The organism is Vogesella sp. EB, assembly GCF_001037925.1.
GTDB lineage: Bacteria > Pseudomonadota > Gammaproteobacteria > Burkholderiales > Chromobacteriaceae > Vogesella > Vogesella indigofera.
On the sequence record NZ_LFDT01000014.1, the window covers coordinates 59,015 to 83,809 of the forward strand.

Here is a 24,795-nt window from a genome sequence, read left to right on the forward strand (position 1 = left end):
CGCGGTTAACGACGGGCACAGTATTCCACGGCTTCGGACAAGCGTTCCACCCCGATCACCTCCAGCCCGTCGATGGCCTGGCGCGGCTTGTTGGCCGCCGGCACGATGGCGCGCTCGAAACCGAGCTTGGCCGCCTCTTTCAGCCGCTCCTGGCCGCGTGTCACCGGCCGCACCTCGCCGGACAGGCCGACCTCGCCGAACACCACCAGCTTCTCCGGCAGCGGCTTGTTACGCAGCGAGGACACCATTGCCAGGATCACCGCCAGGTCGGCGGCCGGCTCGTTGATCTTGACGCCGCCCACCGCATTGAGGAACACATCCTGATCAAAGCAGGCGATGCCGGCATGGCGGTTGAGCACCGCCATCAGCATCGCCAGCCGGTTCTGCTCCAGCCCGACGGTCAGGCGCTTGGGCTGGAAGCCGTGGGCATCGTCAACCAGCGCCTGGATTTCCACCAGCAACGGCCGCGTGCCCTCCTGCGTCACCAGCACGCAGGAGCCGGACACGTCGTCGCGGTAGCTGGACAGGAAGATCGCCGACGGGTTGGACACCCCCTTCAGGCCGCGGTCGGTCATCGCGAACACGCCCAGCTCGTTGGCAGCGCCGAAACGGTTCTTGATGGCGCGGATCATGCGGTAGCTGGAGTGACTGTCGCCCTCGAAATAGAGCACGGTATCGACGATGTGCTCCAGCACGCGCGGCCCGGCCAGCGAGCCTTCCTTGGTGACATGGCCGACCAGGATGATGGTGATGCCGCTCTGCTTCGCCATCCGCGTCAGCTGCGCCGCACACTCGCGCACCTGTGACACCGAGCCGGGCGCAGACGTCACCTGGTCGGAATACAGCGTCTGGATCGAGTCGATCACCGCCACTTCCGGCATCTCGGTCTGCAGCGTGGCAAGAATGGATTCGAGGCGGATCTCCGACAGCAGCCGCACCCGCGCCGCGTCCACCGCCAGCCGCGAGGCGCGCAGCGCGATCTGCTGCGGCGACTCCTCGCCGGACACGTACAGCACCTTGCGTGTCGAGCCGATGGCGGACAGCGCCTGCAGCAGCAGCGTGGACTTGCCGATGCCGGGGTCGCCGCCGAGCAGCACCACCGCGCCCTTGACGATGCCGCCGCCGAGCACGCGGTCCAGCTCCTCGATGCCGGACGGCTCGCGCGGCACTTCCGCCGCCTGCACCTGCGACAGCTGCTGCACCGGCTGCGTCTGCGCCGTCCAGCTCTGGTAGCGGGCGTTGGCCACCGGGGCCGGCGCGGCCACGGTTTCGGTCAGCGTGTTCCATTCGCCGCAGTGCGGGCACTGGCCCTGCCATTTGGGCGAGCTGCCCGCGCATTGCGTGCATTGATAGAGGGTCTTGTTGAATTTGGCCATGGCGTCTTCAAAAAATGACAAAACCCGTTAGTGCCGGCACTAGCGGGTTGAAACAGGAAATGCGGGGCGTCCCCGCGAGCTGCGTAGCAGGGGTGATTATTTCTTGACCACGGCGGCCGGCTTGCCGAAGGAATCCTCCTGCCCCGCGGCCACCGGCGGCGCGCTCTGCTCGTTGATCAGGCTGAGCAGACGCTGCTCCGAAGGCGACGGGCCGCTGGGTTTGGGCTTGGCCTCGGACTGTTCGTTGCGGCGGATGGTCGACAGGATCGCCTCCACTTGCGGGTCGTTGCGCGCCAGTTCGTCGGCTTCATCGCTGGTCAGTGGGTGCCGCTTCGCCAGCGGTGCCAGCGAGGCTACGGCTGGCTCATTTTTTTTTTGAGCGGCATGTTCCGCCGTTTTTGCACTGCTGCTGTCGACCGCGGCCAGCGGCGCGGACAAGTCCGGCGCCGGCTCCGGTGGCGGCTCCATGGTTTCCAGCTTGTTCTTGGCCATGTATTCGTGCATCTCGCGCCAGCCGGCGTAGATCTGCGCCTTGTCCGCGTCCGGATTGCGGGTGTAACACGTCTCCAGCGAGCGGCCGGTCTGGCGGCAGGCGGCGCCGATGGCCTTGTTGGCCTCGGCGGCCAGGCCACTGACATTCATCACCCAGTTACAGCCGCTCAGCAGCGCCAGCGCTGGTAATAACAGATAGGCACGCATACTTGTCCTTGTGGTTTACGACGGACGCAGATCCAGCTCGATGATCTCGCCGCTGCGCCCGGCACTGGCCTGTCCCAGCCAGTACAGCATGTGCGGCATCAGTGCCGCCAGTTCGCCGCGCTCGCTCTTGGCTTCGCCCGGATGGGTGCGGGTGCGCTGCGGCGAGTTGACCGGCCCCGGCACCAGCAGGTTGGCGCGCAGCTGTGGCCACACGTCCCACTCGTTGGCGGCGACTTTCACCAGATAGCCCAGCCCGGCCTTGGAGGCGCCAAAGGCACCCCAGAACGGCCCCGGACGCTGACCGTGGGTCTCGCCGACGAATACCACGCTGGCGTCGGCCGCCTGCTTCAAGAGCGGCAGGCAGGCGCGGGTCAGCGCGAACGGTGCCACGGTGTTGATGCGGTACTGGTTCATCCACTCGTCGATGCGCTGGTCCACCAGCGGCGACAGCGCATAGAAGTGCGAGGCGCAGTGCACGATGCCATCCAGCCGTCCCACCGCCTGCTTGATCTGGAACGCCAGGGTATTGAATTCGTCGTCGCTGGCCTTGAGCAGGTCCAGCGGAATCGCCAGCGGCTCCGGCAGGCCGGCCGCCACGATCTCGTCGTACACCTTTTCCAGGCCCTTCACGCTGCGCGCCAGCAATACCACGGTGGCGCCATGGCGCGCGGCGGCCAGCGCCGTCTCGCGGCCGATACCTTGCGTTGCCCCGGTCACCAGCACCACGCGGCCAGCGAGATAATCTTTGTCAAACGTTTGCATCATGTTCTTTTTTCCAGTCCTGCATGAGGGCATGGGCGCTGGCGATGCCGCTGCGGACGGCGCCTTCGAGCGTCGCCGGATAGTCGGCACACAACCAGTCACCCGCGAGATAGCCGGATTTTACGCCAAGTCGCGGCGCCGGGCGCGCAAGGCCAACATTGGCCGCAAAGGTCGCGCGCTGTTCGGTGATCTGCCAGCTGGCCGCCAATGGCGGCAAGTCCGGCACATGCTGCTGCAATTCGGCCAGCACCCGCGCCGTCAGCGCCGCGCGCGACAGCGTGTCGTGCTCGCCGGCGGCGCTGATCACCACCGCCACCAGCCCGGCCTCGCCGGTCAGCGCCTCGCGATCGAACCACCACTGGCCGATGCCGCGCTGCAAGCCGGTCATCGCCTGCGGCAGGCGCACCCTGCCCTCGAAACGCAGGTATAGGGTACTTATCGGCTGGTATTGCCACGCCTTGAGCATGGCGGACAGTTTTTCGTCCGCCGCCAGCGCGGCGGCGTGATACGGCGCGGTGGCAATCAGCACCACATCGAACGCGTCGCCGTCCACCAGCGGCCGCGCCGCGTGCCAGTCGATGTGCCGCACCCGCTGCCCGAGGCGCAGCTGCGCGCCGGCGCCGGCCAGCCACTGTAGCGCCGGCTCGGCGAACAGCGCGCTCAGGTCGGTGCGCGGCAGCAGCAGGCGGCTGGCGTTAGCTTGCGCGGCGCCGAGGCTGTCGCGCAGCACATTGGCCAGCAGCTGCATCGACGCCTGCGCCGGCGGCGTATTCAGCGTCGCCAGGATCAGCGGCGTCCAGAATCCGTCCAGCACGGCGCTGGACTGGCCACGCTGCCGCAGCCAGTCCAGCGCCGCGACATCCTGCCCGATCCGCCAGCGCCGCACCCTGAGCTGGGTCAATAGCCGTGCCAGTGCCAGCTTGTCGCGCCAGCCCAGCCCCCTGGCACGACACAGCCCGGCCAGCATATGCCACGGCGCCGGCCAGTCCGGGCAGTGCAGCTGCACGCCGTCGATCTGGTGCCAGCGCAGCGGCTGGCTGGCCAGTGCCTGCGCCGGATCGACGCCCACCTGCCGCATCAGGCGCAGCGATTCGCGGTAGGCGCCGATCAGGATGTGCTGGCCGTTGTCCAGCGCCATGCCGTCCAGCGGTACGCGGCGGGCGCGACCGCCGGCGATCTTGCCGGCCTCGAACAGCACCACGTTGGCCGCAGGCGCCAGTGTGATGGCGGCGGCGAGGCCGGCCCAGCCGGCGCCGATGACGGCGACGCGTGGTGTCAAGGCTTGTAGCCGAAGGTCCAGGTTTTCCACGCCAGCCAGATCTTGCGCCCCGGCGACAGCGACAACCGCTGGTTGAGCACCTTGCCCGGGCCGTCCAGCGCGATCTCGTCCAGCGTGGCGCGGTAGATCGCCGCCATCACCAGGCCGATGCGCTGCGCCTTGCGGTCCGCCGCCGGCAGCAGCTCCCACGCTTTGCGGTAGTGCTGGTGCGCGCGCTCGATCTGGAAGCGCATCAGCTCCTCGAACTGCGGCGACTCACGATAGGCCAGCACCTCGGACGCCGGCACGCCGAAGCGCTGCAGGTCTTCCACCGGCAGGTACAGCCGGCCGCGGCGCGCGTCCTCGCCGACATCGCGGATGATGTTGGTGAGCTGGAACGCCAGCCCCAGCTCGTGCGCGTACTTCAGCGTGGCGCGGTCGGTATAGCCGAAAATCTGCGCCGACAGCTGGCCGACCACGCCGGCGACGCGGTGGCAGTACAGCTGCAGGTCGGCAAAGCGGTTGTAGCGTGGCACGTCCAGGTCCATCTGCATGCCGTCGATGATCTCCGCCAGCCACGCCTGCGGCAGCTCGAAGCGTGCCACGTGCGGCTTGAGTGCCAGCATCACCGGATGGCTGGGCGTGCCGTGGTACAGCGCCGCCAGCTCGGTGCGCCACCACGCCAGCGTGGTGCGCGCCACGTTGTCGTCGTGGATCTCGTCCACCACGTCGTCCACCTCGCGGCAGAACGCGTACAGCGCCACCATCGCGTCACGCTGTTGCGGCGGCAGGTAGCGGAAGCTGGCGTAAAAACTGGAGCCGCTCTGCTTTGCCTTGTCTTCACAATATTGCTGCGGGGTCACGCCCGTCTCCTCTTGTTTTTGCCGGAACGCGCGCTCAGCGCCTTCCAGATGATCGCCAGCCAGTCACGGCTGGTCAGCACCGGCCGCTGCGTGAATACGTCACCGCGCGCGTCGTGTATCTTTTTCAGGATGCGCTCGCCGCCGAGCACGATCAGGCGCAGCTCCCAGCCCAGCCGCCCCTTCAGCTTCAGCGCCAGCGGCGAGCCGGCCTCCAGCATGGCGAGCGCCCGCTTCACTTCCTTGTCCATCAGCATCGGCCACACCCCGCCGGCGTCGCCGCGCGCGATCTGATCTTCGCTGACGCGGAATTTTGCCAGATCGTCTTGCGGGATGTAGACGCGGCCCTTTTGCCAGTCGATGGCCACGTCCTGCCAGAAGTTGATCAGCTGCAACGCGGTGCAGATGCCGTCCGACATCGCGAGGCTGCGCGGATCACGCTCGCCGTACAGCGCCAGCATCAGGCGCCCGACAGGGTTGGCCGAGCAGCGGCAGTAGTCGACCAGCTCGGCAAAGTCCTGGTAGCGCGTCTTTTCCACGTCCTGGCTGAACGCCGACAGCAAGTCGTAAAACGGCGCCAGCGGCAGTTGGTAGTCGGCGATCACCCGTGCCAGATCCTGCATCAGCGGCAGCTGTGGCGCGGTGCCGGCCTCGATGCGCGCCAGCTCGTCGCGCAGCGCCTGCAATGCGGCCAACCTTTGCGCCGGCTGGGCATCGCCCTCGTCGGCGATATCGTCGGCATGACGGGCAAAGTGATAGATCACGTGCACCGCGCGGCGCATGCGCCGCGGCAGCAGGAGGGAACCGACCGGGAAATTCTCGTAATGACCAACCGACATTGCCTGCGCACCGCCCGTCAACAAAAGCGGCATTATAAAGCAAGCCGGCGGCGGGCTTGCTTTATTGCGCGGCAGCCGTGCGCCTGCACTGGCGCACCATAAAGCCTGCGCTGGCGTGCTATCCCGCCGGGCAGCGCCTTCCTACGATGACTCCAGGCCATCAGGCTGATAACAAAGGAGACAATCGTGGCAACAATCATCAATCAAGCACAGCGGCACGACGACCCGGACTTCACCCGCAGCGCGGTGCCGGCCGATGCGCGCATGGGGCGACTGGGGCTGAGCATGGCGTGGTGGTCGGTGTGCAGCGCGATGTTCTGGCTGGTGGTCTCGGCCACGCTGGCGCTGAACTACGGCACCGTCAACACGCTGATCGGCCTCGCGCTGTCGGCACTGTGCTACAGCGTGATCAACGGCATCATCACCCGCTACGCGATCCGCAGCGGGCTGTCGGTGGGGCTGTTCTCGCGCATCCTGTTCGGCAACTCCGGCGCCTCGCTGGCGACGCTGATCTTCTTCGCCACCGCCATCTACTACGCGGTGTTCGAGGGCTCGGTGATCGCGGTCGCCATCCAGCACATGTTTCCGGCGCTGTCGATCGAGCACGCCTATCTGCTGGTGGTGGTGTACAGCGTGCCGCTGGTGCTGGGCAGCGTGCAGCGCTGGCTGGACAAGCTCAATGGCGTGCTGCTGCCGTTCTACCTGTCGGGCCTGGCCGCCGCGGTGATCCTGACCATCAGCGAGTACGGCTACAGCGACGCCTGGCTGCAGCTAGCCCCGGCCGGCGGCGCGCCGGCCGACGGCTGGTGGCACTGCTTCAGCTACTTCATGGGGGTGTGGATCCTGATGATGTACACCTGGGACTACGCCCGCTTCGGCAAGAACGAAGACAGCGACTATCACGCCCGTTTCAACTTCGGCCTGCCGTTCTACCTGTTCACCTTCCTGCTCAACGGCGTGGTCGGTATCTTCCTCGCCGCCAGCATTCCGACCAGCGGCGGCGTCAGCGAGGTATCGGTGGTGCTGGCGCTGTTGAAACTGATGGGCTGGGTCGGGCTGGCCTTTGTCTGGGTCAGCCAGACGCGCATCAACACCGCCAACTTCTACCTCGCCACCGTCAACATGCAGACCTTCTTCGACAAGAGCTGCGGCCTGCGCCTGCCCAAGGCGGCGTGGGGCGTGGTGGTCGGCGCCATCGTCTACCTGCTGATGCTGGGCAATGTGTTCAGCGTCATCCTGCAGGCGCTGGCCTACCAGGGCATCTTCGTGGTGGCGTGGGTCGGCATCGCGCTGGCCCACATCCTCAGCCACCCTGCGGCCAACCTTGCGCCGGACGATAACAAGGCGGTGCGTCGCGAGGGCATCAGCGCCTGGTTTGTCGCCGCCGGCTGCGGCATCGCGCTGCTGGAGAGCGGCGGCCTGCTGGCCAGCTTCTCGGCGCCGGCCACCGCGCTGGTGTCGTTCGGGCTGTACCGCTACCTGCAGCAGCTGTCGCAAAGCCGCCTGGCCGCGGCGCAGGGCGGCTGAGCGCGCCGTTCCCGCTTCATTTTTACCGTCTTCACTCCTCTTTTCCCCGCACCTGGCTGCGGGGGTTTTTTTGTCGCCACACACTGCACTGGCAGACCAGATTTCCTGCGCGCTGGTGCAAGCCGCTGGCCGGACAAGTTCTTACCGTAGCAGTCAGGCAACAGGCATTGCTGCCCCCCAGAAAACGGAGACACACCATGACACAAGCGCATCAAGTCCCAGCCGTGATCGACCCGATCACGCTGGCCGTGGTCCGCGGCGCACTGGAAACCGCGCAACGCGAAATGACGCTGACGCTGGAGAAAACCGGCCGCTCCAGCGTATTCAACCTGGCACACGACTACAGCAACGCGCTGTTCGACAACCTGCCGGAAATGATCCTGCAGGGCCAGGACATCCCCATCCACCTCGGCTCGCTGATCCCGGCGATGAAGGCGGTGGCCGACTTCTTCGGCGACGACATCCACGAAGGCGACGTGATCTACCACAACGACCCGGTGTACCAGGGCAGCCACATCCTCGACTGCTGCATGTACAAGCCGGTGTTTTACCAGGGCGAGCTGGTGTTCTGGGCGGTGTGCAAGGGCCACCTCACCGACATCGGCGGCCCGGTACCGGCCGGCTACAACCCGGACGCAAAAGAGATCTACGCCGAGGGCCTGCGCATCCCGCCGGTGAAGTTGTGGGACCAGGGCCGCCGCCGCGACGACGTGGTCAACCTGCTGCTGTGCAATATGCGCGCCCGCCGCGACCAGGAAGGCGATCTGAACGCCCAGTTCGGTGCCTGCCGCGTCGGCGAGCGCAACCTGCTGGCGCTCTTGGACAAGTACGGCCTCGCCACCGTGCGCGCCGCCATCGCCGAGCTGAAGGACATGGCCGACCGCCACATGCGCTCGCTGATCCGCTCCATTCCCGACGGCACTTACCACGGCGAGGCGGTGCTGGAAGACGCCGGCCACGGCTACGGCGAACTGACCATCAAGACCCAGGTCACCGTCAGCGGCGACAAGGTGCACATCAGCGTGCAAAGCCCGCCGCAGATCCCCTACTTCATCAACTCCTACGCCGGCAACTCGATGTCCGGCGTCTACCTCGGGCTGATGATGTTCGCGCAGGTGCCGCCGCCGTACAACGCCGGGCTGTACCGTTGCGTATCGGTCGATCTCGGCGCCCACGGCACGCTGTGCAACGCCGCCGAGCCGGCGCCGCACGTCAACTGCACCACCACGCCGATGGAAACGCTGACCGACGCGGTGCGCATGGCGTTCGAGGCCGCCGCGCCGGAGCGCGTCACCGCCTCCTGGGGTCACGCCAGCGGCATCAACATCGCCGGCATCAACCCCGCCACCGGCGAGCAATACGTGACCATGGTGCTGGCCTCCATCATCTCCGGCGCCGGCGCCACCCAGTACATGGACGGCTGGCACGCCTGCGGCCCGCTGTGCTGCTTTGGCGCGCTCAGCTCCGGCGACATCGAGCTGCTGGAATACGCCTACCCGATCATCATCCACCGCTACGGCCTGCTGCAGGACAGCGGTGGCGCCGGCGCGCACCGCGGCGGCAGCGGCACGGTGTGGGAAGTGGAGCCGCGCGGCCACGACATGACGGTGATCGCCTTCGGCGAAGGCCGCCAGATCCCGACCATGGGCGCCGCCGGCGCGCACGACGTGCTGCTCGACAAGAAGCTCGGCCGCCTGGAAGTGGAACACGACGGCGCGCTGACCGTGCACCGCCACAACGTGATCACCACCCTCAAGCCCGGCCAGCGTGCGCGCAACATCAACCCCGGCGGCGGTGGCTACGGCCTGCCGTGGCAGCGGCCGCCGGCGCAGGTACTGGCCGACCTGAAGAACGGGCTGATCTCAAGGTTGGCCGCACGCGAGGAATACGGCGTGGTCATCGCCGATGACAGCCTGCATATCGACGACGCCGCCACCACCGCGCTGCGTCAGCAACTGAACCTGGGAGCATCAGCATGAAACAGCGATTCCGTTTGGGCGTGGACGCCGGCGGCACCTTTACCGACTTCGTGCTGGCCGAGCACAACGGCCCGCTACGCCTGTTCAAGAGCCCATCGACGCCGGAAGACGGCACCAAGGCCATCGCCGCCGGCCTGCAGCAGATGGCCGAGGCGCTGGACATGCCGGTCGGCGACATCATCCAGAACTGCGACCTGTGCATCAACGGCACCACCGTGGCGCTGAACGCGCTGATCGAGCTGAAAGGCGTGAAGGTGGGCCTGCTGTGCACCGCCGGCCACGAGGACAGCATCGAGATCCGCCTCGGCCACAAGGAAGAAGGCTACCGCTACGACGCCAGCTACCCGCCGGCACCGCAGCTGGTGCCGCGCCACCTGCGCCGCCCGGTGCGCGGCCGCGTGCTGGCCGACGGCAGCGAGCACGAGGCGCTGAACGAGGACGACATCCTCGCCGCCATCGAACACTTCCGCGCCGAGGGCGTCGAGAGCGTGGCGATCTCCTTCGTGTGGTCGGTGCGCAACCCGGCGCACGAGCAGCGCGCCCGCGAGCTGGTGGCGCAGCACCTGCCCGGCGTGTTCGTGTGCAGCGGCAGCGAGGTCTACCCGCAGGTGCGCGAGTACACCCGCACCTCCACCACCATCGTCAACGCCTACCTCAGCCCGGTGATGGGCCGCTACGTGCAGCGCATCGACCAGTTCTTCGCCGAGCTGGGCGCCCACAGCCCGGTACGCTACTTCCAGTCCAACGGCGGGCTGGCGGTCGGCAACATCATGCGCGAGCGGGCGGTGAACGCGATCAACTCCGGGCCGGCGTCGGCACCACAGGCCGGGCTGTACATCGCCAGGCCGTTCGGCATCGACAACGTGATCACCGTCGACATGGGCGGCACGTCGTTCGACATCACGCTGGCCAAGGACGGCCAGACCAACCTCAACCGCAACATCGACTTCCTGCGCCACCGCATCGGCGTGCCGATGATCCACGTCGAGACGCTGGGCGCCGGCGGCGGCTCCATCGCGCACATCAACACCTTCGGCATGCTGGAAGTCGGCCCGCACAGCGCCGGCGCCAGCCCCGGCCCGGCCTGCTACGGCAAGGGCGGCGAGCGCGCCACCGTCACCGACGCCAACCTGGCGCTGGGCTACCTGCGCCCGGACGCGGTGCTGGGCGGCAGCATCCGCCTCGACCAGCCGAAGGCACGCGCCGCGATTGCGGCCAACGTGGCCGAGCCGCTGGGCATCAGCGTCGAGCGCGCCGCCTACGGCATCAGCACGCTGGTGAACATGAACATGGCCAACGGCATCCGCCGCATCTCTATCGAACAGGGCTACGACCCGCGCGACTTCGCGCTGATCTGCGCCGGTGGCGCCACCGGCATGCACATCACCGCGCTGGCGGAGGAGCTGGGTATCCATACCGTACTGGTGCCGAAATTCGCGTCCTGCCTGTGCGCGTTCGGGCAGGTGATTTCCGACGTGAAGTACAACTTCCTTGCCAGCGCGCCAATGCGGCTGCACCGCGAGGCCGATCTCGCCACGCTGAACCGGCTGTTCGACGACATGGAGGCCAAGGGCCGCAGTCACCTGCGCGCCGACGGTTTTGACGACGGCAACATCCGCGTGCACCGCAGCCTGGAGATGCGCTACCAGGGCCAGATCCACGAGTGCACGGTGGAGATCGCCAACGGCGAGATCACGCCAGACGGCGCCGAACAGATCCTGCAGGCCTTCCATGCGCGCCATGAGGCGCTGTTCACCTACAGCGAACCGCACAACCCGGTGGAGCTGGTCAACCTGGAGTGCACCGTCAGCGGCCTGGTCGACAAGCCGGCGCTGCCGAACCTGGCATCCGGCGAGGATGGCGTGGCGCAGGCGCACGACGGCTTCCGGGCGATGCTTTTTGACGACAGTGGCCGCTGGGTGGAAACACCGGTCTATCGCGGCGAACAACTGAAGGCCGGCAACCGTATCGTCGGCCCCGCCGCCATCGAGGAGCCGACCACCACCGTCATCATCCGCCCCGGCTGGCAGGCGGTGCTGCACGAGTCCGGCAGTTATCAACTGACACGCTGGGCAGAATAGGCAATGATGCAATGTCGACTGCGGCCAACGTTGCAGTCGGCCCATGTGATGAGCGCCGGCAACCTGCCGGCCGCCACACCCGCGCATCCTGTCGCAACGACGACGGGCGGACTCGATCCCGGGGTGGCACCAGAGGAGACGACACATGATGCAGCACTACTCGACCTCCGCCGCCGCGCCGGCGGAGCGCCATCGCCGCTGGCAGGAAATTATCGGCCAGACCTATTTCAACCTGCAGCTGGATTTTCTCGATCCGGCGCGCTTCGAGGGCGACCTCAGCTGCTGGCAGCTGGGGCAGCAGTCGCTGTCGCGGCTCAGCAGCGGCCCGCTCAGCTACCGCCGCGTGCGCGGCGAGATGCACGACACCGCCGAGGAGCAGTTCCTGGTGTCGCTGCCGCGGCAGAGCGCCATCTTTTTCAGCCAGATGGGACGCGAGGCGCACTGCGGCGCCGGCCATTTCATCCTCGAACGCAGCAACGATCCCTACGAATTCCACCACACCCGCGCCAACAACCTGTGGGTGCTGAAAATCCCCGGCCACCTGCTGCGCGCGCGGCTGCGCAATCCGGAGCGCTACTGCGCGGTGACCTTTGACGGCAGCCACAGCATCGGCGCGCTGTTTGCCGACTACCTCGGCGCGGTCGGGCGACGGCTGGAACAGGGCGACGACTGCCTGCACCCGCTGGTCGGCCAGCAGCTGCTGGAGCTGTTCGTCGCCGCCACCGAAGGCAACCCGGCGGTGCTCGATTCGCAGGCCTCCTGCGTGCGCGCCGCGCACCTGAACCGCATCGAGCGCTACGTACGCGCCAATCTGGCCGATACCCGCCTGGCCCCGGAGCAGATCGCCGGCGCCTGCCGCATCTCGGTGCGCTACCTGCACGACCTGTTCCGCGACACCGGCCAGACTTTCGGCCTGTGGCTGCGCGAACAGCGGCTGGCGGGCGCACGCCAGGCGCTGGGCAGCCCGCAGCCGCAAACGCTGGCGCAGCTGGCCTACCAGTGGGGTTTTACCGACCAGTCGCATTTTTCACGGGTGTTCAAGCAGCGCTACGGCTGTACCCCGCGCGAGGAGCGCGAGCGGCTGCAGGCGGCACGCTTGGGCAAGGCGCACTAGCGGTATCAAGCCGGCAGACTAAGGGATGTCGGGCGCCGGCTGACTGGCGCCGTTGAATGCAGCCGCGTCACGCAGCCGGCGCATAGCCGCGCAGGAACACGGCCACAGCATCTTGAACGGATTGTGAAACTTGTGCTGGCGTAGGCGGCTCACTGGCGGCACCAAGCAGGTGCTGCTGGTATTCCGACTCCAGCATGCCCAGCAGATGGGCGGCCGCGGTGTCGGGCTTTGCCCGGCGCAGCTGGCCGGCCTCCATTTCTGTCGCCAGGAAAGCGGCCAGTTTTGCGATTTCCTGGGCAAGCCCCTTGTCGAACAGCAGGGCCCCGATACCCGAACGCCGTCCCTCCGTCATGATGATGCCGCGTAACGTGATCAGATCCGGTTGCAGCATGCTGGCGAGAAAGTGCTCACCGAAATTCAGCAAGGTCTGCCCCAGATCCTTGCCCGGCGCCAGGCGCTCGAAGGATGCCGCCAGCAGCTCGGTCGCCACTTTTTTCATCACGTGGAGGAAGATATCTTCCTTCGACGGGAAATAGCCATAAAGCGTAGGCTTGGTCACGCCGACCTGCGCGGCGATTTGTGCCATCGAGGTGGCATCGAAGCCCTGCTCGAGAAACACCTTGGCCGCCCCGGCAACAATTGCCTGGCGCCTGTCTTCAGTTTTTACACGCATGCCGCCTCAACCCTGTTCATCGTTCATCACCAATGGCACTGGTATTTAACCAAACGGTTTAGTTATAACATGAACAGCGGCCTTCGTTCAGTTGCGGGCTTGCCCGCATGCCTCCCGCTCCCTGGCCACCAGACCTGCAATCCTCAGCCATGACCCGTGCACGGGAGCGGTTCCGGACTGTAGCCCTGCAAGTACATTTGGACCGCCTCCCGAGCTGACTCCACGATCTGCTCTGCACCGGGTTTCTGCACGAATCCGGTCATAAAGAACTCGAGGAAGTCTGCTTCCAGCAGATTGATCAGATGCAGGGCCGCCCGCCAGGGCCTGGCGGGGCGCAGGCGGCCGGCCGCCATTTCCCCTTCGAGAAACCGCGCCAGTTGCCCCCACCCTTCCGCCGGGCCGCTGTCAAAAAACACCCGCCCCATACCTGAACGCGGCCCCTCGCCCATGACGATGCTGCGCATGATGAGCAGATCCGGGAGCAGTATCACATTCAGATAGTGCTCTCCGAATTTCCGCAAGGTCCCGGCAAGATCACTGCCCGGCGACAAACGGCCAAACGCCTCCACCATGTATTCTTCGGCCTGTTGCTTCATCACCACAAGGAACAGCGCTTCCTTGGAAGGAAAGTAGCTGTACAGCGTGGCTTTCGATCCGCCGGATCGCTCGGCGATTTCCGTCATGGAGGCGATCTCGTAACCACGTTCCAGGAACACTTCGGCCGCTGCGGCGACTATCGCCTGCCGCCGGCTCTCGCTCTTCACTCGCATATCTCCCTCTCTTTATAAGTTTACTGTACGGTTAAGTTAAGTATTGACAGCCATTGTAGCTTATTGCTATAACTTTACCAATGGGTTTACTTATAGGAGAACGCAATGCCCGCTTACCCGCGAAACTCAGCACGTAACATCGCATGCAACGGCCTTGTTCTGGCATTTACTGCCGCACTGGCAGCTTGTGCCAGCGTGCCGGATCTCGGCCCGCAGCCGCAGTTGCACACCCCGGAAAAATTGCAAAGCAGCCAGAGCCTGGCCGGTACCGGCAACAGCTGGGCTGGGCAACAGTGGTGGCAACGCTACGGCGATGCCCAGCTCACCCAGCTGATGGCAGAGGCGCTGGCCAATGCGCCGGACCTAGCCACCGCACAGGCCCGCATCCTCAAGGCCGAAGGTTATGCCCAGCAGGCCGGCGCCAGCCGCCTCCCCGGCGTGGACCTGAATTCCAGCGTGATGCGCCAGAAGCAGAGCTACAACAACGGCACGCCGCGTGCCGCCATGCCGCAGGGCTTCAACACCTCGGCCCGCATAGCGCTGGACTTCAGCTATGAACTGGACTTCTGGGGCAAGAATCGTGCATCCGTCGCCGCCGCGACCTCCGAGCTCGCCGCCGCCCAGGCCGAAGCCGCACAGACCCGGCTGATGCTGACCAGCGCCATCGCCGCCGCCTACGCCGAACTGGCCCGCCTGCATGCCGACCGCGACGCCACCGCGCAAGCCGTGGAAGTCCGCCGCCGCAGCGAGGCACTGCTGAACGAACGCCAGCGCAACGGGCTGGAAACCCTCGGCAGCGGCTACCAGGCCGAATCGCGCCGTGCTGGCGCGGAAGCCGACCTGATCGCGGTCGACGAGGCGATCGCCTTGCAGCGCAACAAGCTGGCCGCCCTGACCGGTGCCGGTCCGGACCGCGGCCAGAGCATTGCGCGGCCGAGCGTTGACCTAAGCCAGGCGCAGGGTCTGCCGTCCGAGGTACAGGCCGAACTGATCGGCCGCAGGCCGGATCTGGTCGCGGCACGCCTGCGCGCCGAAGCCGCTGCCAAGCGTATCGACGTGGCCCACGCCGGCTTCTACCCCAACGTCAATCTGGGCGCCTACCTCGGCGTCCAGTCGCTCGGCATCGACATGCTGAGCAAGGGCGGCGCCGGCATCGCCGGCATCGGCCCGGCCATCAGCCTGCCGATTTTCCGTGGCGGCCAGCTGGAAGGCGGCTACCGCGTCGCGCGCGCCGAATACGACAGTGCGGTCGCCAGCTACAACCAGACGCTGGCCCAGGCGCTGCGCGAGGTGGCCGACGCCGTCACGCAACAGCGCATGCTGGATCCGCAACTGCAGCTGCGCAAGGCCTCGCTGCAGGCAGCGCAACTGGCTTACCGCGTGTCCCTGGAACGCTATCAGGGCGGGCTGGGTAATTACCTGACCGTGCTGAATACAGAAGACAGCGTCATCAACGCCCGCCGAGTGCTGACCGACCTGCAGAGCCAGCAATTTACCCAGGACGTCGCCCTGATCAAGGCGCTGGGTGGCGGCTACCAGAGCGACCGCACCTGATAACACATACGAACCATCACACTTTTCGAGGAACATGACATGACCAGCCAAGCCCAAACTCTTCCCGCCGCCCAGATGCCTGCAGACGAAATGCCGGTACGTCGCAAAAAACTGTTCATGCTGCTGGGCGGCGCCATCGCCGCGGCCGCCATCGGCTACGGCAGCTACTGGGTGCTTGTCGCCTCGCACTACGTCAGCACCGACAACGCCTACGTGGCCGCCGAAATTGCCCAGGTCACCCCGGAAGTCGCCGGCACCGTGCGCACGGTGCAGGTGATGGACACCCAGCACGTCAAGAGAGGAGACATCCTGGTGCTGCTGAACGACAGCGATGCCAGGCTGGCGCTGGCGCAGACACAAGCCGATCTGGAACGCGCGGAACGTCGCGTACGCGGTTTCTTCGCCAACGATGCCGGGCTGACGGCGCAGGTGCAGGCACGCAGCGCCGAGCAGACTCGAGCCGCCGCGCAACTGGCGTCGGCGCGTTCGGACCTGGAGCGCGCGCAGCTTGACTTCAAGCGTCGCGAGGCACTGGTCAAGAATGGCTCCGTATCGGCCGAGGAGTTGAGCAATGCCAAGAACGCACTGTCCGTTGCCGAGGCCAGATACCGCGACGCGGAAGCAGCCGCGACACAAAGCGAAGCCTACTACCGAGCGGCGGTCGAGGCGCTCAAGAGCAACCAGACGCTGACCGCCAACACCACGGTCGACACCAACCCTGAAGTGGCCCTGGCGCGCGCCAAGCGCGACCAGGCCCGGCTCGACCTGGCGCGCACCGTCATCCGCGCCCCAGTTGACGGCGTGGTGGCCAAGCGCCAGGTGCAGGTAGGCCAGCGCGTACAGGCCGGCGTCAACCTGCTGTCGGTGGTGCCGCTGCAACAGGCCCACGTCGATGCGAACTTCAAGGAAGTGCAACTTGAAAAGGTTCGTCTCGGCCAAGCCGTCAAGCTGACGTCCGACCTGTATGGCAGCAAGGCGGTCTATCACGGCAAGGTCGTGGGCCTGGCCGGCGGCTCCGGCTCGGCCTTCGCCATGATCCCGGCACAAAACGCTACCGGCAACTGGATCAAGGTGGTACAGCGTCTGCCAGTACGCATTGCGCTGGATCCGGCCGAACTCAAGGCACACCCGCTGTCCGTGGGCCTGTCCATGACCGCAACCATCGACACCCGCGACAACTGAGGAAACCACGATGTCAGCAACGACAACACATGCCGCGCCTGCGCCGCTAAGCGGCGCCCAGTTATGGTTGGCCGCGGGGGCGCTGGCGGCGGGCAACTTTATTGCGGTGCTCGACACCACCATCGCCAATGTCTCGGTACCCAATATCGCCGGCGGCCTAGGTGTGGCTGCCAACCAGGGCACCTGGGTCATTACCTCTTATGCGGTGGCAGAAGCCATCACCGTGCCGCTGACCGGCTGGCTGACGGCACGCTTCGGCACCGTGCGCCTGTTCGTGACCTCGATGCTGCTGTTCGGCCTGTTCTCCATGCTCTGTGGCATGTCGACCTCGCTGGAGATGCTGCTGACCTGCCGCGTGCTGCAGGGTCTGGCCGGCGGCCCGCTGATGCCGTTGTCGCAGACCCTGCTGCAACAGATCTTCCCGAAAGAGAAACAAAGTACGGCCATTGGCTTGTGGAGCATGACCACGCTGGTGGCGCCGGTGCTGGGGCCGCTATTGGGCGGCGTGCTGTGCGACCAGGTGAGCTGGCCGTGGATTTTCCACATCAACGTGCCGATCGCGCTGATCTGCAGCTACATCGCCTGGCAGATGCTGAAGCGCCACGAAAGCGCCATCCAGCGTTCGCGCATTGACAGCATCGGGCTGGTACTGCTGGTGATCTGGGTCGCGGCGCTGCAGCTGATGCTGGATGAAGGCAAGAACCACGACTGGTTTGCGTCGAATGAAATCGTGACGCTGGCCATCGTCGCGGTGATCGGCTTCGCCGCCTTCCTGATCTGGGAACTCACCGAGCGCAACCCGGTGGTCAACCTGCGCGTGTTCCGCCACCGTGGTTACTGGGTCAGCGTACTGACCATTTCCCTCGCCTTCGGCTCGTTCTTTGGTGCCACCGTGCTCACCCCGCAATGGCTGCAAAGCTATATGGGCTACACCGCGACGGATGCCGGCATCGCGCAGGCCATCAGCGGCATCCTGTCCGTGTTGGCCGCACCACTGGTGGCGCAGCTGACCACGCGCATGGATCCGCGACCACTGGTGTTCATGGGCGTGATGTGGCTGGGCGCGGTGACGCTGTTCCGCAGCTTTGCCACCACCGACATCAGTTTCGTGCAGGTAGCGCTGCCCCTTTTCTTCCAGGGACTCGGCATGCCGTTCTTCTTCGTACCGCTGATCGGCCTGGCCATGTCCAGTGTGGAAGAACACGAGATGGCCGCCGCCGCCGGCTTGATGAACTTCCTGCGCACCATGTCCGGCGCGATTGCCACCTCGCTGGTGACCACGGCCTGGGAGGACAAGGCCAAGTACTACCACGACGTGCTGACCGGCCTGTCCGATGCCGGCGGCGAAGCGGTACATTCGATGGGGACGGTCTTCGGAACGGAGCCGGCACGCAACCTGCTCAATTATCTGGTGGACAGTCAAAGCATCATGCTGTCGACCAATGAGGTGTTCTGGATCAGCGGCCTGTCGTTCGTGGTGGCGGCCTGTGTGGTTTGGCTCGCGCCCAGACCCACCCGCGTCGCCGATACCAGCAACGTGCACTGAGGCCGATACCAATGGACCGCACCATGAGCCATCCCGCCAAGCCCGGACGGCGTACCGTCCGGGCTGCCGAAGCACTGCTCACCCGCAGCAAGCCCGGCCTGCCGCCCAATTCGCCACAAAGCATGGAACTGGTTCACCAGCTCCAATGCCTATGGAAGGTGATGCTGGCGGACATGCACGACACGCTGCGCGAAGCCCACCTGACCCCGGTGACCTACGCCACCTTGCTGGTGCTGTACCAGGCGCAGGATGGGGTGATGACCCCCTCCGCGCTGGCGGCAAGCACCGGGGAACAGCCGACCAACGTCTCCCGTATTGGCAACGAGCTGGAAGCCATGCAGCTGATCCGGCGCTCCCGGAGTGCATATGACCGACGCACCATCGAACTGCGACTGACGGCGCGGGGCATCGCGCAAATGGACGCGCTGCTGCCGCGCCTGCACGAGCAGGCCGAGCGGACATTCTCCGTCCTGAGCCTGTCCGAGAAAAACCTGCTGCTACGGTTACAAAAGAAGATCTTGGCACACGCCGGACCGCTTGCCGGATGACGGCAAGCGTGCCATGACGCCCATAACCCGATACGAAAGCGCAGCAGGCGACACCATCAACCGGTGACCGGGCAGGCGTACCCGCGGGAGTTCCATCGCCCGCTGGTCAGCATGACCGACCGCAAGGGCGTGATCCTGCGGGCCAACCCGGCCTTCATCAGCGCCAGCGGATTCGATCAGGACGAGCGGATCGGCCAGCCACACAACATCATCTGCCATCCAGGGCATTTGAAGACATGTGGCGCACGCCGGAGGCCGATCAGTCCCGGCGGGGCATCGTGAAGAACCGGCGCGCGGGCCATCCCGGCAGATTGCATCGCGTCCAATCGGCGCTCAGCCGTCAGTGCCGGTATCGGCGTTGTCGGCCGGCGCGTCGAACGGCTGCTCACTCTCGCCGTCCTCGTTGGCCGCATCCGGTTGCAGTGCGGCACCACCGACGATCTGGTAGCTGAACTGCCAGCGCGCGTAGCTGCGCGCGCCCTTGAACGCGGCGTCGCGCGGCTCGAACTGGTCGACCTTGAACGGCACGCCGCCGCCGAGGCTGTAGACGCCGGCGATGCCGCCGTCGGGCGCGCGCAGCAGCCCCCATTGCGGCTTGCTGGTCATCGGGTCGGGATACAGCTGGCGCAGATAGCGCTGGACAGTGGGATAGCGCTTGTCCAGCAGCAGGTCGGCCAGCGTCGGCGGGTAGCGCTTGGCCGCCGCCGGCGAGCGCTCGTAGTACTGGCGGATCGCCTCGCGGTACTGGTTGCCGACGAACAGCAGCTCCTGCTCGCGCTGGCGCTGCTGCACCGTGGACCACACCTCGGCGGTGGCGGCCAGGGTCCAGCCGATCACCGCGATCAGCACCAGCAACCCGAGATAGGTGAAGCCGCGCTGGCCGGCAGCCGGCGCCCGCCGGGTACGGCAGCGCACACTACCACTCCTGATAGCGGCTGCCATCCTGTGCCTCGCCTTCGGCGCCGCTCTTGACGTCGAACACCCCGCCCTTGGCCGGGTCGTCCGGCGGCACCACCACCCAGGTCGTGCTGCTCTCGGTAAACGGGTCTTGCGGCAGGCTGCGCAGGTACTTGTCGGTCACCAGCTGTTCCAGCGCATCCGGATACCTGGCGCGGTCGCCGTAGTACTTGTCGATGGCCTCGCGCATGATGAACAGGTCGCTGTGCAACACGGCCTCCTTGGAACGCTCGACACTGCTGAGATAGCGCGGCACGGCAATGGTCAGCAACAGGGCGATGATGCTCATCACCACCATCAGCTCGATCAGCGTAAAGCCACGCGCTTGGTGCATTTTCATAGACACGCCCGATCTTCCCTGCCGCACGCGGCACACCACGGCGGCCGCGTTATCACCATTGCCGGTACGGGATGCCGTTCAACCCGTTGCCATCCGCCCTGGAATAGACATCAAACACATCCTCGCCCTCTTCCGGGGCGTCGGCCTCGCTGTCATAGCTGCGCAGCCCCCAGGTCTCGGCGGCGTCCTGCTGCGGGTCGGCCGCCAGCGGATCGCGCGGCAACCGACGCAGGAAGTAGATCTTCTTCTGCTTGTCCGGGTCCTTCGGGTCGAGCACGCCCTCCACCAGCACCGCCAGCGTCTTCGGGTAGCCGCTTTCGTCGGCCGCCTTCAGGATGCGGCCGTCGTCGACCGCCTTCTTGTAGGCGTCGATGCCGTCGCGGATCTGGCGCAGCGCCACGCGCAGCTCCTGCTCCTTGCCGCGCTGCACCGTCAGCTCCGCCAGCGGCAGCGCGATGCTGGCCAGCAGCGCCACGATCGCCACGGTGACCACCAGCTCGATGAGGGTGAATCCGCGGGCGCGGTGGCCGCCGGTTTGCGCTGGCGCCTTCATTTTCCCTCCCCGCCCGGCTACTGCGCCGGGGCCGGTGCGGCCGGCGGCGGAATCGGTACCGGGGCCGGTGCGGTGCTCGGCGCCGGGGTCGGCTGGAACGGCACGATGCCCGGCAAGGGGATCATGCCCGGCACCGCCGGTGCGGCCGGCGGCACGCTGCGACTGCTCACACCCGAAGACGGGATCGGCGACGGTGCGCCGCCGACCGCGCCCATGCCGCCGATGCTGCTTTCGGTACCGGCGCGGAATTCGGAAATATTGCGGGCCGGCAGCGCCAGGTTGTGCACGATATGCGGCGTGATCAGCAGCACGATTTCCGACTTGGAGCGGTTGTCGTTATTGGTGGAGAACAAGCGGCCGAGCAGCGGCAGGTCACCCAATCCCGGGATCTTGGTCACCGAGCTGCGGTCTTCGTCCTGGATCAGGCCGGCCAGCACCTGGGTTTCGCCATTGCGCAGGCGCAGCATGGTGTCCACCGCGCGCGAGCCGATCTGGTAGGCGATGCTGTCGCCGAAGTTCACCTGCTTGACGATGCTGCTGACCTCCAGCCCGACATCGATGGTGACGTCCTCGTCCAGGCCGATGGTGGGCTGCACCTCCAGCTTGACGCCGACATCGAGGTAGGACACCGACTGCGCGATGCCGGCATTGACCACCGCGGTGCTGGTGAACACCGGCACCTTGTCGCCGATGTGGATCTTGGCCTTCTCGTGGTTCTTGACGCGGATGCGCGGGTTGGCCAGCACGTTGGCGTTGGTGTCCTGCGCCCGCAGGTTGACCAGCAGCGCCGGGTTGGCGATGAAGGTGGTCAGCCGGCTGGGGTTGGCGCGCAGGTCAATCACGCCCTGCGCCACGGTATTTCCAGGGGTAGTGACCTCGGAGATGGTGTTGCCGCCGGTGCCCAGCACCGCGGTGGTGGAGCCGCCCTGCAGCAGGCCGTAGCCGATCTGTCCCGGCCATTCGATGCCCAGGTTCTGCAACCGGGCACGGTTGACCTCCAGCACTTCCACTTCCAGGATCGCTTCTGGCTCCGCCAGATCCTGCGACGCGATCAGTTTCTCCGCCAGCCGCACCGCCTCGGGGGTGTCCCGCATCACCACCAGATTGCGCTTGTCGTCGACAAAGATGTCGCGCGTCTTCAGCAGGGTGCGGATCAGGTTGGCCGCATCCTTGGCCTCGGCATTGGCCAGGTAGAAACTTTTCACCACCAGTTCCTGGTAGTCCTTCTGCTTCGCCGGGTTGTTGGGGTAGATCATGATGGTGCGGTCGTTGAGCACGCGGCGGTCGAGCTGGTTGGACACCAGCAGTAGCTGCACCGCCTCCTCGATGGTGGTGTTGCGCACAAAGATGGTGGCCTTCAGGTCGGCGCGCACGTCCTTGTCGTAGACGAAGTTGACGCCAGCGGTGCGCGAGATGATCTCGAACACCGCTTTCAGCGACGCGTCGCGAAACTCCAGCGTGATCGGGCGCGCCAGCGCCGATTTCAGCTGCGGGCTGACGATGCTGTCGCCGGCGCTCTGCTCTTCCAGCCGCCGCAGCATGATCCTGGCGTCGCGATGGCGCGGGTTGTCGACCAGCACCTGCCGTACCGTGGCCAGTGCCGGGGCCACCTCGCCTTTTTGCTGCTGCGCCTGCGCCTCGTCCAGCATCAGCCGGTGGCGCCGCTCCTGCACCAGACCATCCAGCCCCGCCTGCGCGCGCTGGTTTTGCGGATCGAGGTTCAGCACGCGGCGGTACAGGATCTCCGCGTCGTCGAACTGGCTGTTGAGCTGCACGGTATTGGCCTGCGCCAGCCACTGGTTGATGAAGCGCTCGCGCTGGTTGTACAGGTAGCTCTTGTACTCGACATTGTCCGGAGACTGCTTGACGACCTCTTCCAGGCGGGCAAAGCCCTCTTCCGCCCGGCCGTCCAGCAGCAGCTGTTTGCCTTCCATGAAAGCCTTGTTGCTGGCACATCCCGCGAACACGGACAGGATGAGCAGCCGAAAGAGTAAGCGTTTCAATTTGCCACTCCGATCTCTAAGGTCTGTTGCATTTGCAGCGGCAAGTAGGTGAATGTCATCACCGGCGGCAGGATGCTGTCTGCCCGGTACACCCCGTCGATGACATCGCCCGCTTTCACCACCAGATTACGTTCCCCTTGCGCCACGAACACGGTCACCTGGCCGTCGTCGACCGCCTTGCCCAGATAGGTGAACGGCAATGGCGGCGGCTTCGGCGGCGCCGGTTTGGGCGGCGGCGGCGGCACATACCAGCTCTGCACCGGGAACAGGTCCTTGACCCGTCCCGCGCCCAGATCGCGCGGCAGGCTGGCCAGGCTGCCGACCTGCAGCTCGGCCGGCGGTGCGACTGCGACGCGGCTGCCGCGCGGACGCACCGCCGCCGGCTCGACCACCACCACCCCGGTCTCGCTCTCCGGCTGTCCGATGCCGGCCGCCAGCAGCAGGGTCAGCAGCAGTGCGCCCCCCAGCAGCAACCAGCGTTGTCGTTGTGCAAGCATGGTCAGCTCTCCCTCAGCAGCAGCACCAGGTGGATGGCGGCATCCACCTGCGGCTGGCCGATGCTGTCACGCTTGAAGCGCAGGTTGGCCAGCAACAGCGTCGGGTTCTCAGCCAGCAACTGCGCCACGAAGGCGCGCAGTTGCCGGTAACTGCCGCGCACCGGCAGCTGCACCTCGTAGCGCAGCAGCTGCCCGCTGCGGTCCGGCAGCACCTTGTAGTCACCGCGCGGCAGCGCCAGCTGCTGCGCCTCGGCGGCGGCATAGATCTTCTCCAGCCACAGCGGCGCGGTCGCCTGGTGCGGAAAGGCGCGATAAAAGCGCTGCAGCCGCAGTTGCGGGCTGGCCACCGGGTGGCTGCGCTGGTAGCGCAGGCGCACGATGTCGCGCTCCTGCTGCTGCGCCTGCTGTTGCAGCTGCGCCAGCTGGCCCTGCAACGGTCGCGTCAGCATGGTGTGGAACAGCAGCATGCCGATTACCAGCAACACCAGCAGCAGCAAGGGCCAGCCCGCGCGCTGGCGCAGGTAGTTCAGCCGGGGCCAGAACGTGTTCATGAGCCGGCCCTCCACTGTGCCGACAGCGAAAAGCGGATCGGCAGCTCCTTGTCCTGCTGGTTGACGTGGTGTTCCAGCAGGGTGATGTCGCCGAGTGCCGGCTGCTGGCCGAGGCGCTCGATATAGGCCAGCATCGCCGGGCGCCGCTTCACTTCCGCGGTGATGCGCACCGTCTGCCGCAGGCTGTCCGGCTCCACTTCCAGCAAGGCGACCTCGTTGTTCCTGGCCGCCTCCAGCGCGTCGAACAGCTGCGGCCACGACTGGTTCAGCCGCGCCCACACCTCGTTGGCGCGGGCGATCTCGCGTTGCAGCGCCGGTGCCACGGCGGGAGCGGCGCGCGGCTGCAGCCGCTGCAGTGCCGTCTCGTTGCGCGCGACCATCTGCTGCTGGCTGGCGACTTCCTGCTGCAGGGCCGCGTAGTAGCCGCCCTGCAGCAACACCACCACCAGCGCGAGCAGCAACAGCAGGCCCCGGCCGTAGTGGTGGCGGGTTTTGACGTAGTCGAGATCGATCGCGCGCATGTTCAGTCTCCCAGCAGCGCCATGCTGCAGGCGGCCCGGTCCGCCGCGGACAGGGCGGCCAGCGCCGACGGCAGCGCCAGCGGGCGCAGGCGCAGCGTCTGCGGCTCGGGCCACACCACCGCGCTGCCGTCGCCGGCAAAGGCGTACACCTCCAGCGGCAGCGGGCTGCGCTGCAGGCGCAACAGCATGCGCGGCAATGCCGCCGGCAAGGCGGTGGCGATGTCGCCGTCCAGCGGCTCGAACACCAGGTCGCTCCAGCCGCGCTCGTCAAAGCAGGCCAGTCCCACCCGCCCCGGCTCCGCCAGCAGGAAGGCGCCGCGGCCAACCTTGATCTGGCCGCGCCAGTGGTTGCAGGCCGCCATCAAATAGGGTTGCACCGACGCCAGTCGCAGGCCGGCCTCCTGTGCCAGCGCAGCGGCTTCCTGCAGCAGTTCGCTGTCGATGGCGCTGGCCAGCAGCGGGCCGCCGTAGCCGCTGCCGCTCCAGCGGTACAGCCACTGCGCGGCGGCATCGCCGTATACCTGCTGGAAGGCGTGCTGCACCAGCGCCTGCCACTCTTCCGGGGTGTCCAGCCCCTCGCGCCACGGGATCAGCTGGTAGCGCAC

General features: G+C 66.5%; 25 protein-coding genes. 9 read left to right on the top strand and 16 right to left on the bottom strand.

Translation table 11 applies throughout. The features are described 5' to 3' along the window. Positions 1-5: 5 nt before the first annotated feature. From radA to hpnC, 6 genes are all read right to left on the bottom strand, one after another. Positions 6-1,376, bottom strand: coding sequence for a DNA repair protein RadA (gene radA, locus ACG97_RS09980; protein WP_047967204.1), 1,371 nt, complete (start codon positions 1,374-1,376; stop codon positions 6-8). A 96-nt stretch (positions 1,377-1,472) separates the two neighbouring features. Continuing rightward, entirely contained in the window at positions 1,473-2,075 is a 603-nt protein-coding gene (locus ACG97_RS09985; RefSeq protein WP_047967205.1) for a hypothetical protein, read from the bottom strand. A 15-nt stretch (positions 2,076-2,090) separates the two neighbouring features. Beyond that, positions 2,091-2,840, bottom strand: a complete 750-nt coding sequence (locus tag ACG97_RS09990; RefSeq protein WP_047967206.1) for an SDR family oxidoreductase — start codon at positions 2,838-2,840, stop codon at positions 2,091-2,093. Continuing rightward, entirely contained in the window at positions 2,824-4,116 is a 1,293-nt protein-coding gene (gene hpnE, locus ACG97_RS09995; RefSeq protein WP_047967207.1) for a hydroxysqualene dehydroxylase HpnE, read from the bottom strand. Before hpnE ends, ACG97_RS09990 begins: the two co-directional genes overlap by 17 nt. Further along, positions 4,113-4,958: a presqualene diphosphate synthase HpnD gene (hpnD, locus tag ACG97_RS10000; protein ID WP_047967208.1), complete on the bottom strand. Its 846-nt coding sequence runs from the start codon at positions 4,956-4,958 to the stop codon at positions 4,113-4,115. Before hpnD ends, hpnE begins: the two co-directional genes overlap by 4 nt. Beyond that, a complete protein-coding gene (gene hpnC / locus ACG97_RS10005) occupies positions 4,955-5,794 on the bottom strand; it encodes a squalene synthase HpnC (RefSeq protein ID WP_047967209.1) in 840 nt (279 codons plus the stop codon). Before hpnC ends, hpnD begins: the two co-directional genes overlap by 4 nt. A gap of 186 nt (positions 5,795-5,980) precedes the next feature. Between hpnC and ACG97_RS10010 the strand changes: the two genes are divergently transcribed. The 4 genes from ACG97_RS10010 to ACG97_RS10025 all read left to right on the top strand — a co-directional run bounded on the left by ACG97_RS10010 (position 5,981) and on the right by ACG97_RS10025 (position 12,495). Next, positions 5,981-7,321, top strand: a complete 1,341-nt coding sequence (locus ACG97_RS10010) for a cytosine permease (RefSeq protein WP_202902740.1) — start codon at positions 5,981-5,983, stop codon at positions 7,319-7,321. 197 nt (positions 7,322-7,518) lie between these two features. Then, entirely contained in the window at positions 7,519-9,300 is a 1,782-nt protein-coding gene (locus ACG97_RS10015; RefSeq protein ID WP_047967210.1) for a hydantoinase B/oxoprolinase family protein, read from the top strand. Further along, complete coding sequence (locus ACG97_RS10020; protein WP_047967211.1) at positions 9,297-11,381, top strand: hydantoinase/oxoprolinase family protein; 2,085 nt, start codon at positions 9,297-9,299, stop codon at positions 11,379-11,381. Before ACG97_RS10015 ends, ACG97_RS10020 begins: the two co-directional genes overlap by 4 nt. A 145-nt stretch (positions 11,382-11,526) precedes the next feature. Further along, complete coding sequence (locus ACG97_RS10025) at positions 11,527-12,495, top strand: helix-turn-helix domain-containing protein (protein WP_047967212.1); 969 nt, start codon at positions 11,527-11,529, stop codon at positions 12,493-12,495. A gap of 67 nt (positions 12,496-12,562) precedes the next feature. Here the strand turns inward: ACG97_RS10025 and ACG97_RS10030 are convergent, their stop codons facing one another. Both ACG97_RS10030 and ACG97_RS10035 read right to left on the bottom strand, forming a co-directional pair. Beyond that, positions 12,563-13,168 carry a TetR/AcrR family transcriptional regulator gene (locus tag ACG97_RS10030; protein WP_047967213.1) on the bottom strand — a complete coding sequence of 202 codons (606 nt, stop codon included), beginning with the start codon at positions 13,166-13,168 and terminating at the stop codon, positions 12,563-12,565. A gap of 143 nt (positions 13,169-13,311) precedes the next feature. Beyond that, positions 13,312-13,938: a TetR/AcrR family transcriptional regulator gene (locus tag ACG97_RS10035; protein WP_047967214.1), complete on the bottom strand. Its 627-nt coding sequence runs from the start codon at positions 13,936-13,938 to the stop codon at positions 13,312-13,314. Between the two features lie 105 nt (positions 13,939-14,043). On the opposite strand from ACG97_RS10035, the gene ACG97_RS10040 reads away from it, so the two are divergent. The 5 genes from ACG97_RS10040 to ACG97_RS17610 all read left to right on the top strand — a co-directional run bounded on the left by ACG97_RS10040 (position 14,044) and on the right by ACG97_RS17610 (position 19,050). After that, positions 14,044-15,492: an efflux transporter outer membrane subunit gene (locus tag ACG97_RS10040; protein ID WP_047967215.1), complete on the top strand. Its 1,449-nt coding sequence runs from the start codon at positions 14,044-14,046 to the stop codon at positions 15,490-15,492. Positions 15,493-15,531: 39 nt separating this feature from the next. Continuing rightward, positions 15,532-16,674: an HlyD family efflux transporter periplasmic adaptor subunit gene (locus ACG97_RS10045; protein ID WP_047967216.1), complete on the top strand. Its 1,143-nt coding sequence runs from the start codon at positions 15,532-15,534 to the stop codon at positions 16,672-16,674. Between the two features lie 10 nt (positions 16,675-16,684). Continuing rightward, entirely contained in the window at positions 16,685-18,220 is a 1,536-nt protein-coding gene (locus ACG97_RS10050) for a DHA2 family efflux MFS transporter permease subunit (protein ID WP_047967217.1), read from the top strand. Between the two features lie 23 nt (positions 18,221-18,243). After that, entirely contained in the window at positions 18,244-18,768 is a 525-nt protein-coding gene (locus ACG97_RS16935) for a MarR family winged helix-turn-helix transcriptional regulator (protein WP_162199006.1), read from the top strand. A 111-nt stretch (positions 18,769-18,879) separates the two neighbouring features. Further along, the gene (locus ACG97_RS17610; protein ID WP_156168007.1) at positions 18,880-19,050 is read left to right on the top strand and encodes a PAS domain S-box protein; all 171 of its coding nucleotides are present in this window, start codon (positions 18,880-18,882) and stop codon (positions 19,048-19,050) included. 51 nt (positions 19,051-19,101) lie between these two features. On the opposite strand, the gene ACG97_RS10060 is transcribed toward ACG97_RS17610, so the two are convergent. From ACG97_RS10060 to ACG97_RS17775, 8 genes are all read right to left on the bottom strand, one after another. Then, positions 19,102-19,683, bottom strand: coding sequence for a type II secretion system protein (locus ACG97_RS10060; protein WP_238377310.1), 582 nt, complete (start codon positions 19,681-19,683; stop codon positions 19,102-19,104). 1 nt (position 19,684) lies between these two features. Continuing rightward, a complete protein-coding gene (locus ACG97_RS10065; protein ID WP_202902741.1) occupies positions 19,685-20,065 on the bottom strand; it encodes a type II secretion system protein in 381 nt (126 codons plus the stop codon). 52 nt (positions 20,066-20,117) lie between these two features. Then, positions 20,118-20,618 (bottom strand): type II secretion system protein, encoded by a 501-nt coding sequence (locus ACG97_RS10070; protein WP_047967218.1) that lies wholly within the window; start codon positions 20,616-20,618, stop codon positions 20,118-20,120. A 17-nt stretch (positions 20,619-20,635) separates the two neighbouring features. Next, a complete protein-coding gene (locus ACG97_RS10075; protein WP_082133715.1) occupies positions 20,636-22,552 on the bottom strand; it encodes a secretin N-terminal domain-containing protein in 1,917 nt (638 codons plus the stop codon). A 65-nt stretch (positions 22,553-22,617) separates the two neighbouring features. After that, positions 22,618-23,118: a hypothetical protein gene (locus ACG97_RS10080; protein WP_047967220.1), complete on the bottom strand. Its 501-nt coding sequence runs from the start codon at positions 23,116-23,118 to the stop codon at positions 22,618-22,620. A gap of 2 nt (positions 23,119-23,120) precedes the next feature. Then, on the bottom strand, positions 23,121-23,669 hold the full coding sequence (locus ACG97_RS10085) for a hypothetical protein (protein ID WP_047967221.1): 549 nt from the start codon (positions 23,667-23,669) through the stop codon (positions 23,121-23,123). Further along, on the bottom strand, positions 23,666-24,190 hold the full coding sequence (locus ACG97_RS10090) for a hypothetical protein (RefSeq protein WP_047967222.1): 525 nt from the start codon (positions 24,188-24,190) through the stop codon (positions 23,666-23,668). The genes ACG97_RS10085 and ACG97_RS10090 overlap by 4 nt, the downstream gene beginning before the upstream one ends. Positions 24,191-24,192: 2 nt before the next feature. Further along, positions 24,193-24,795: hypothetical protein (locus ACG97_RS17775; protein ID WP_047967223.1), on the bottom strand; the 603-nt coding region annotated here is incomplete at its 5' end.

Bases quoted from the DNA above. Each gene is read 5' to 3' on its own strand.
- radA (WP_047967204.1), bottom strand. From the start codon at position 1,376: ATGGCCAAATTCAACAAGACCCTCTATCAATGCACGCAATGCGCGGGC.
- ACG97_RS09985 (WP_047967205.1), bottom strand. From the start codon at position 2,075: ATGCGTGCCTATCTGTTATTACCAGCGCTGGCGCTGCTGAGCGGCTGT.
- ACG97_RS09990 (WP_047967206.1), bottom strand. From the start codon at position 2,840: ATGATGCAAACGTTTGACAAAGATTATCTCGCTGGCCGCGTGGTGCTG.
- hpnC (WP_047967209.1), bottom strand. From the start codon at position 5,794: ATGTCGGTTGGTCATTACGAGAATTTCCCGGTCGGTTCCCTCCTGCTG.
- ACG97_RS10015 (WP_047967210.1), top strand. From the start codon at position 7,519: ATGACACAAGCGCATCAAGTCCCAGCCGTGATCGACCCGATCACGCTG.
- ACG97_RS10020 (WP_047967211.1), top strand. From the start codon at position 9,297: ATGAAACAGCGATTCCGTTTGGGCGTGGACGCCGGCGGCACCTTTACC.
- ACG97_RS10025 (WP_047967212.1), top strand. From the start codon at position 11,527: ATGATGCAGCACTACTCGACCTCCGCCGCCGCGCCGGCGGAGCGCCAT.
- ACG97_RS10030 (WP_047967213.1), bottom strand. From the start codon at position 13,168: ATGCGTGTAAAAACTGAAGACAGGCGCCAGGCAATTGTTGCCGGGGCG.
- ACG97_RS10035 (WP_047967214.1), bottom strand. From the start codon at position 13,938: ATGCGAGTGAAGAGCGAGAGCCGGCGGCAGGCGATAGTCGCCGCAGCG.
- ACG97_RS10040 (WP_047967215.1), top strand. From the start codon at position 14,044: ATGCCCGCTTACCCGCGAAACTCAGCACGTAACATCGCATGCAACGGC.
- ACG97_RS10045 (WP_047967216.1), top strand. From the start codon at position 15,532: ATGACCAGCCAAGCCCAAACTCTTCCCGCCGCCCAGATGCCTGCAGAC.
- ACG97_RS10050 (WP_047967217.1), top strand. From the start codon at position 16,685: ATGTCAGCAACGACAACACATGCCGCGCCTGCGCCGCTAAGCGGCGCC.
- ACG97_RS16935 (WP_162199006.1), top strand. From the start codon at position 18,244: ATGAGCCATCCCGCCAAGCCCGGACGGCGTACCGTCCGGGCTGCCGAA.
- ACG97_RS17610 (WP_156168007.1), top strand. From the start codon at position 18,880: ATGACCGACCGCAAGGGCGTGATCCTGCGGGCCAACCCGGCCTTCATC.
- ACG97_RS10065 (WP_202902741.1), bottom strand. From the start codon at position 20,065: ATGAAAATGCACCAAGCGCGTGGCTTTACGCTGATCGAGCTGATGGTG.
- ACG97_RS10070 (WP_047967218.1), bottom strand. From the start codon at position 20,618: ATGAAGGCGCCAGCGCAAACCGGCGGCCACCGCGCCCGCGGATTCACC.
- ACG97_RS10075 (WP_082133715.1), bottom strand. From the start codon at position 22,552: ATGGAAGGCAAACAGCTGCTGCTGGACGGCCGGGCGGAAGAGGGCTTT.
- ACG97_RS10080 (WP_047967220.1), bottom strand. From the start codon at position 23,118: ATGCTTGCACAACGACAACGCTGGTTGCTGCTGGGGGGCGCACTGCTG.
- ACG97_RS10085 (WP_047967221.1), bottom strand. From the start codon at position 23,669: ATGAACACGTTCTGGCCCCGGCTGAACTACCTGCGCCAGCGCGCGGGC.
- ACG97_RS10090 (WP_047967222.1), bottom strand. From the start codon at position 24,190: ATGCGCGCGATCGATCTCGACTACGTCAAAACCCGCCACCACTACGGC.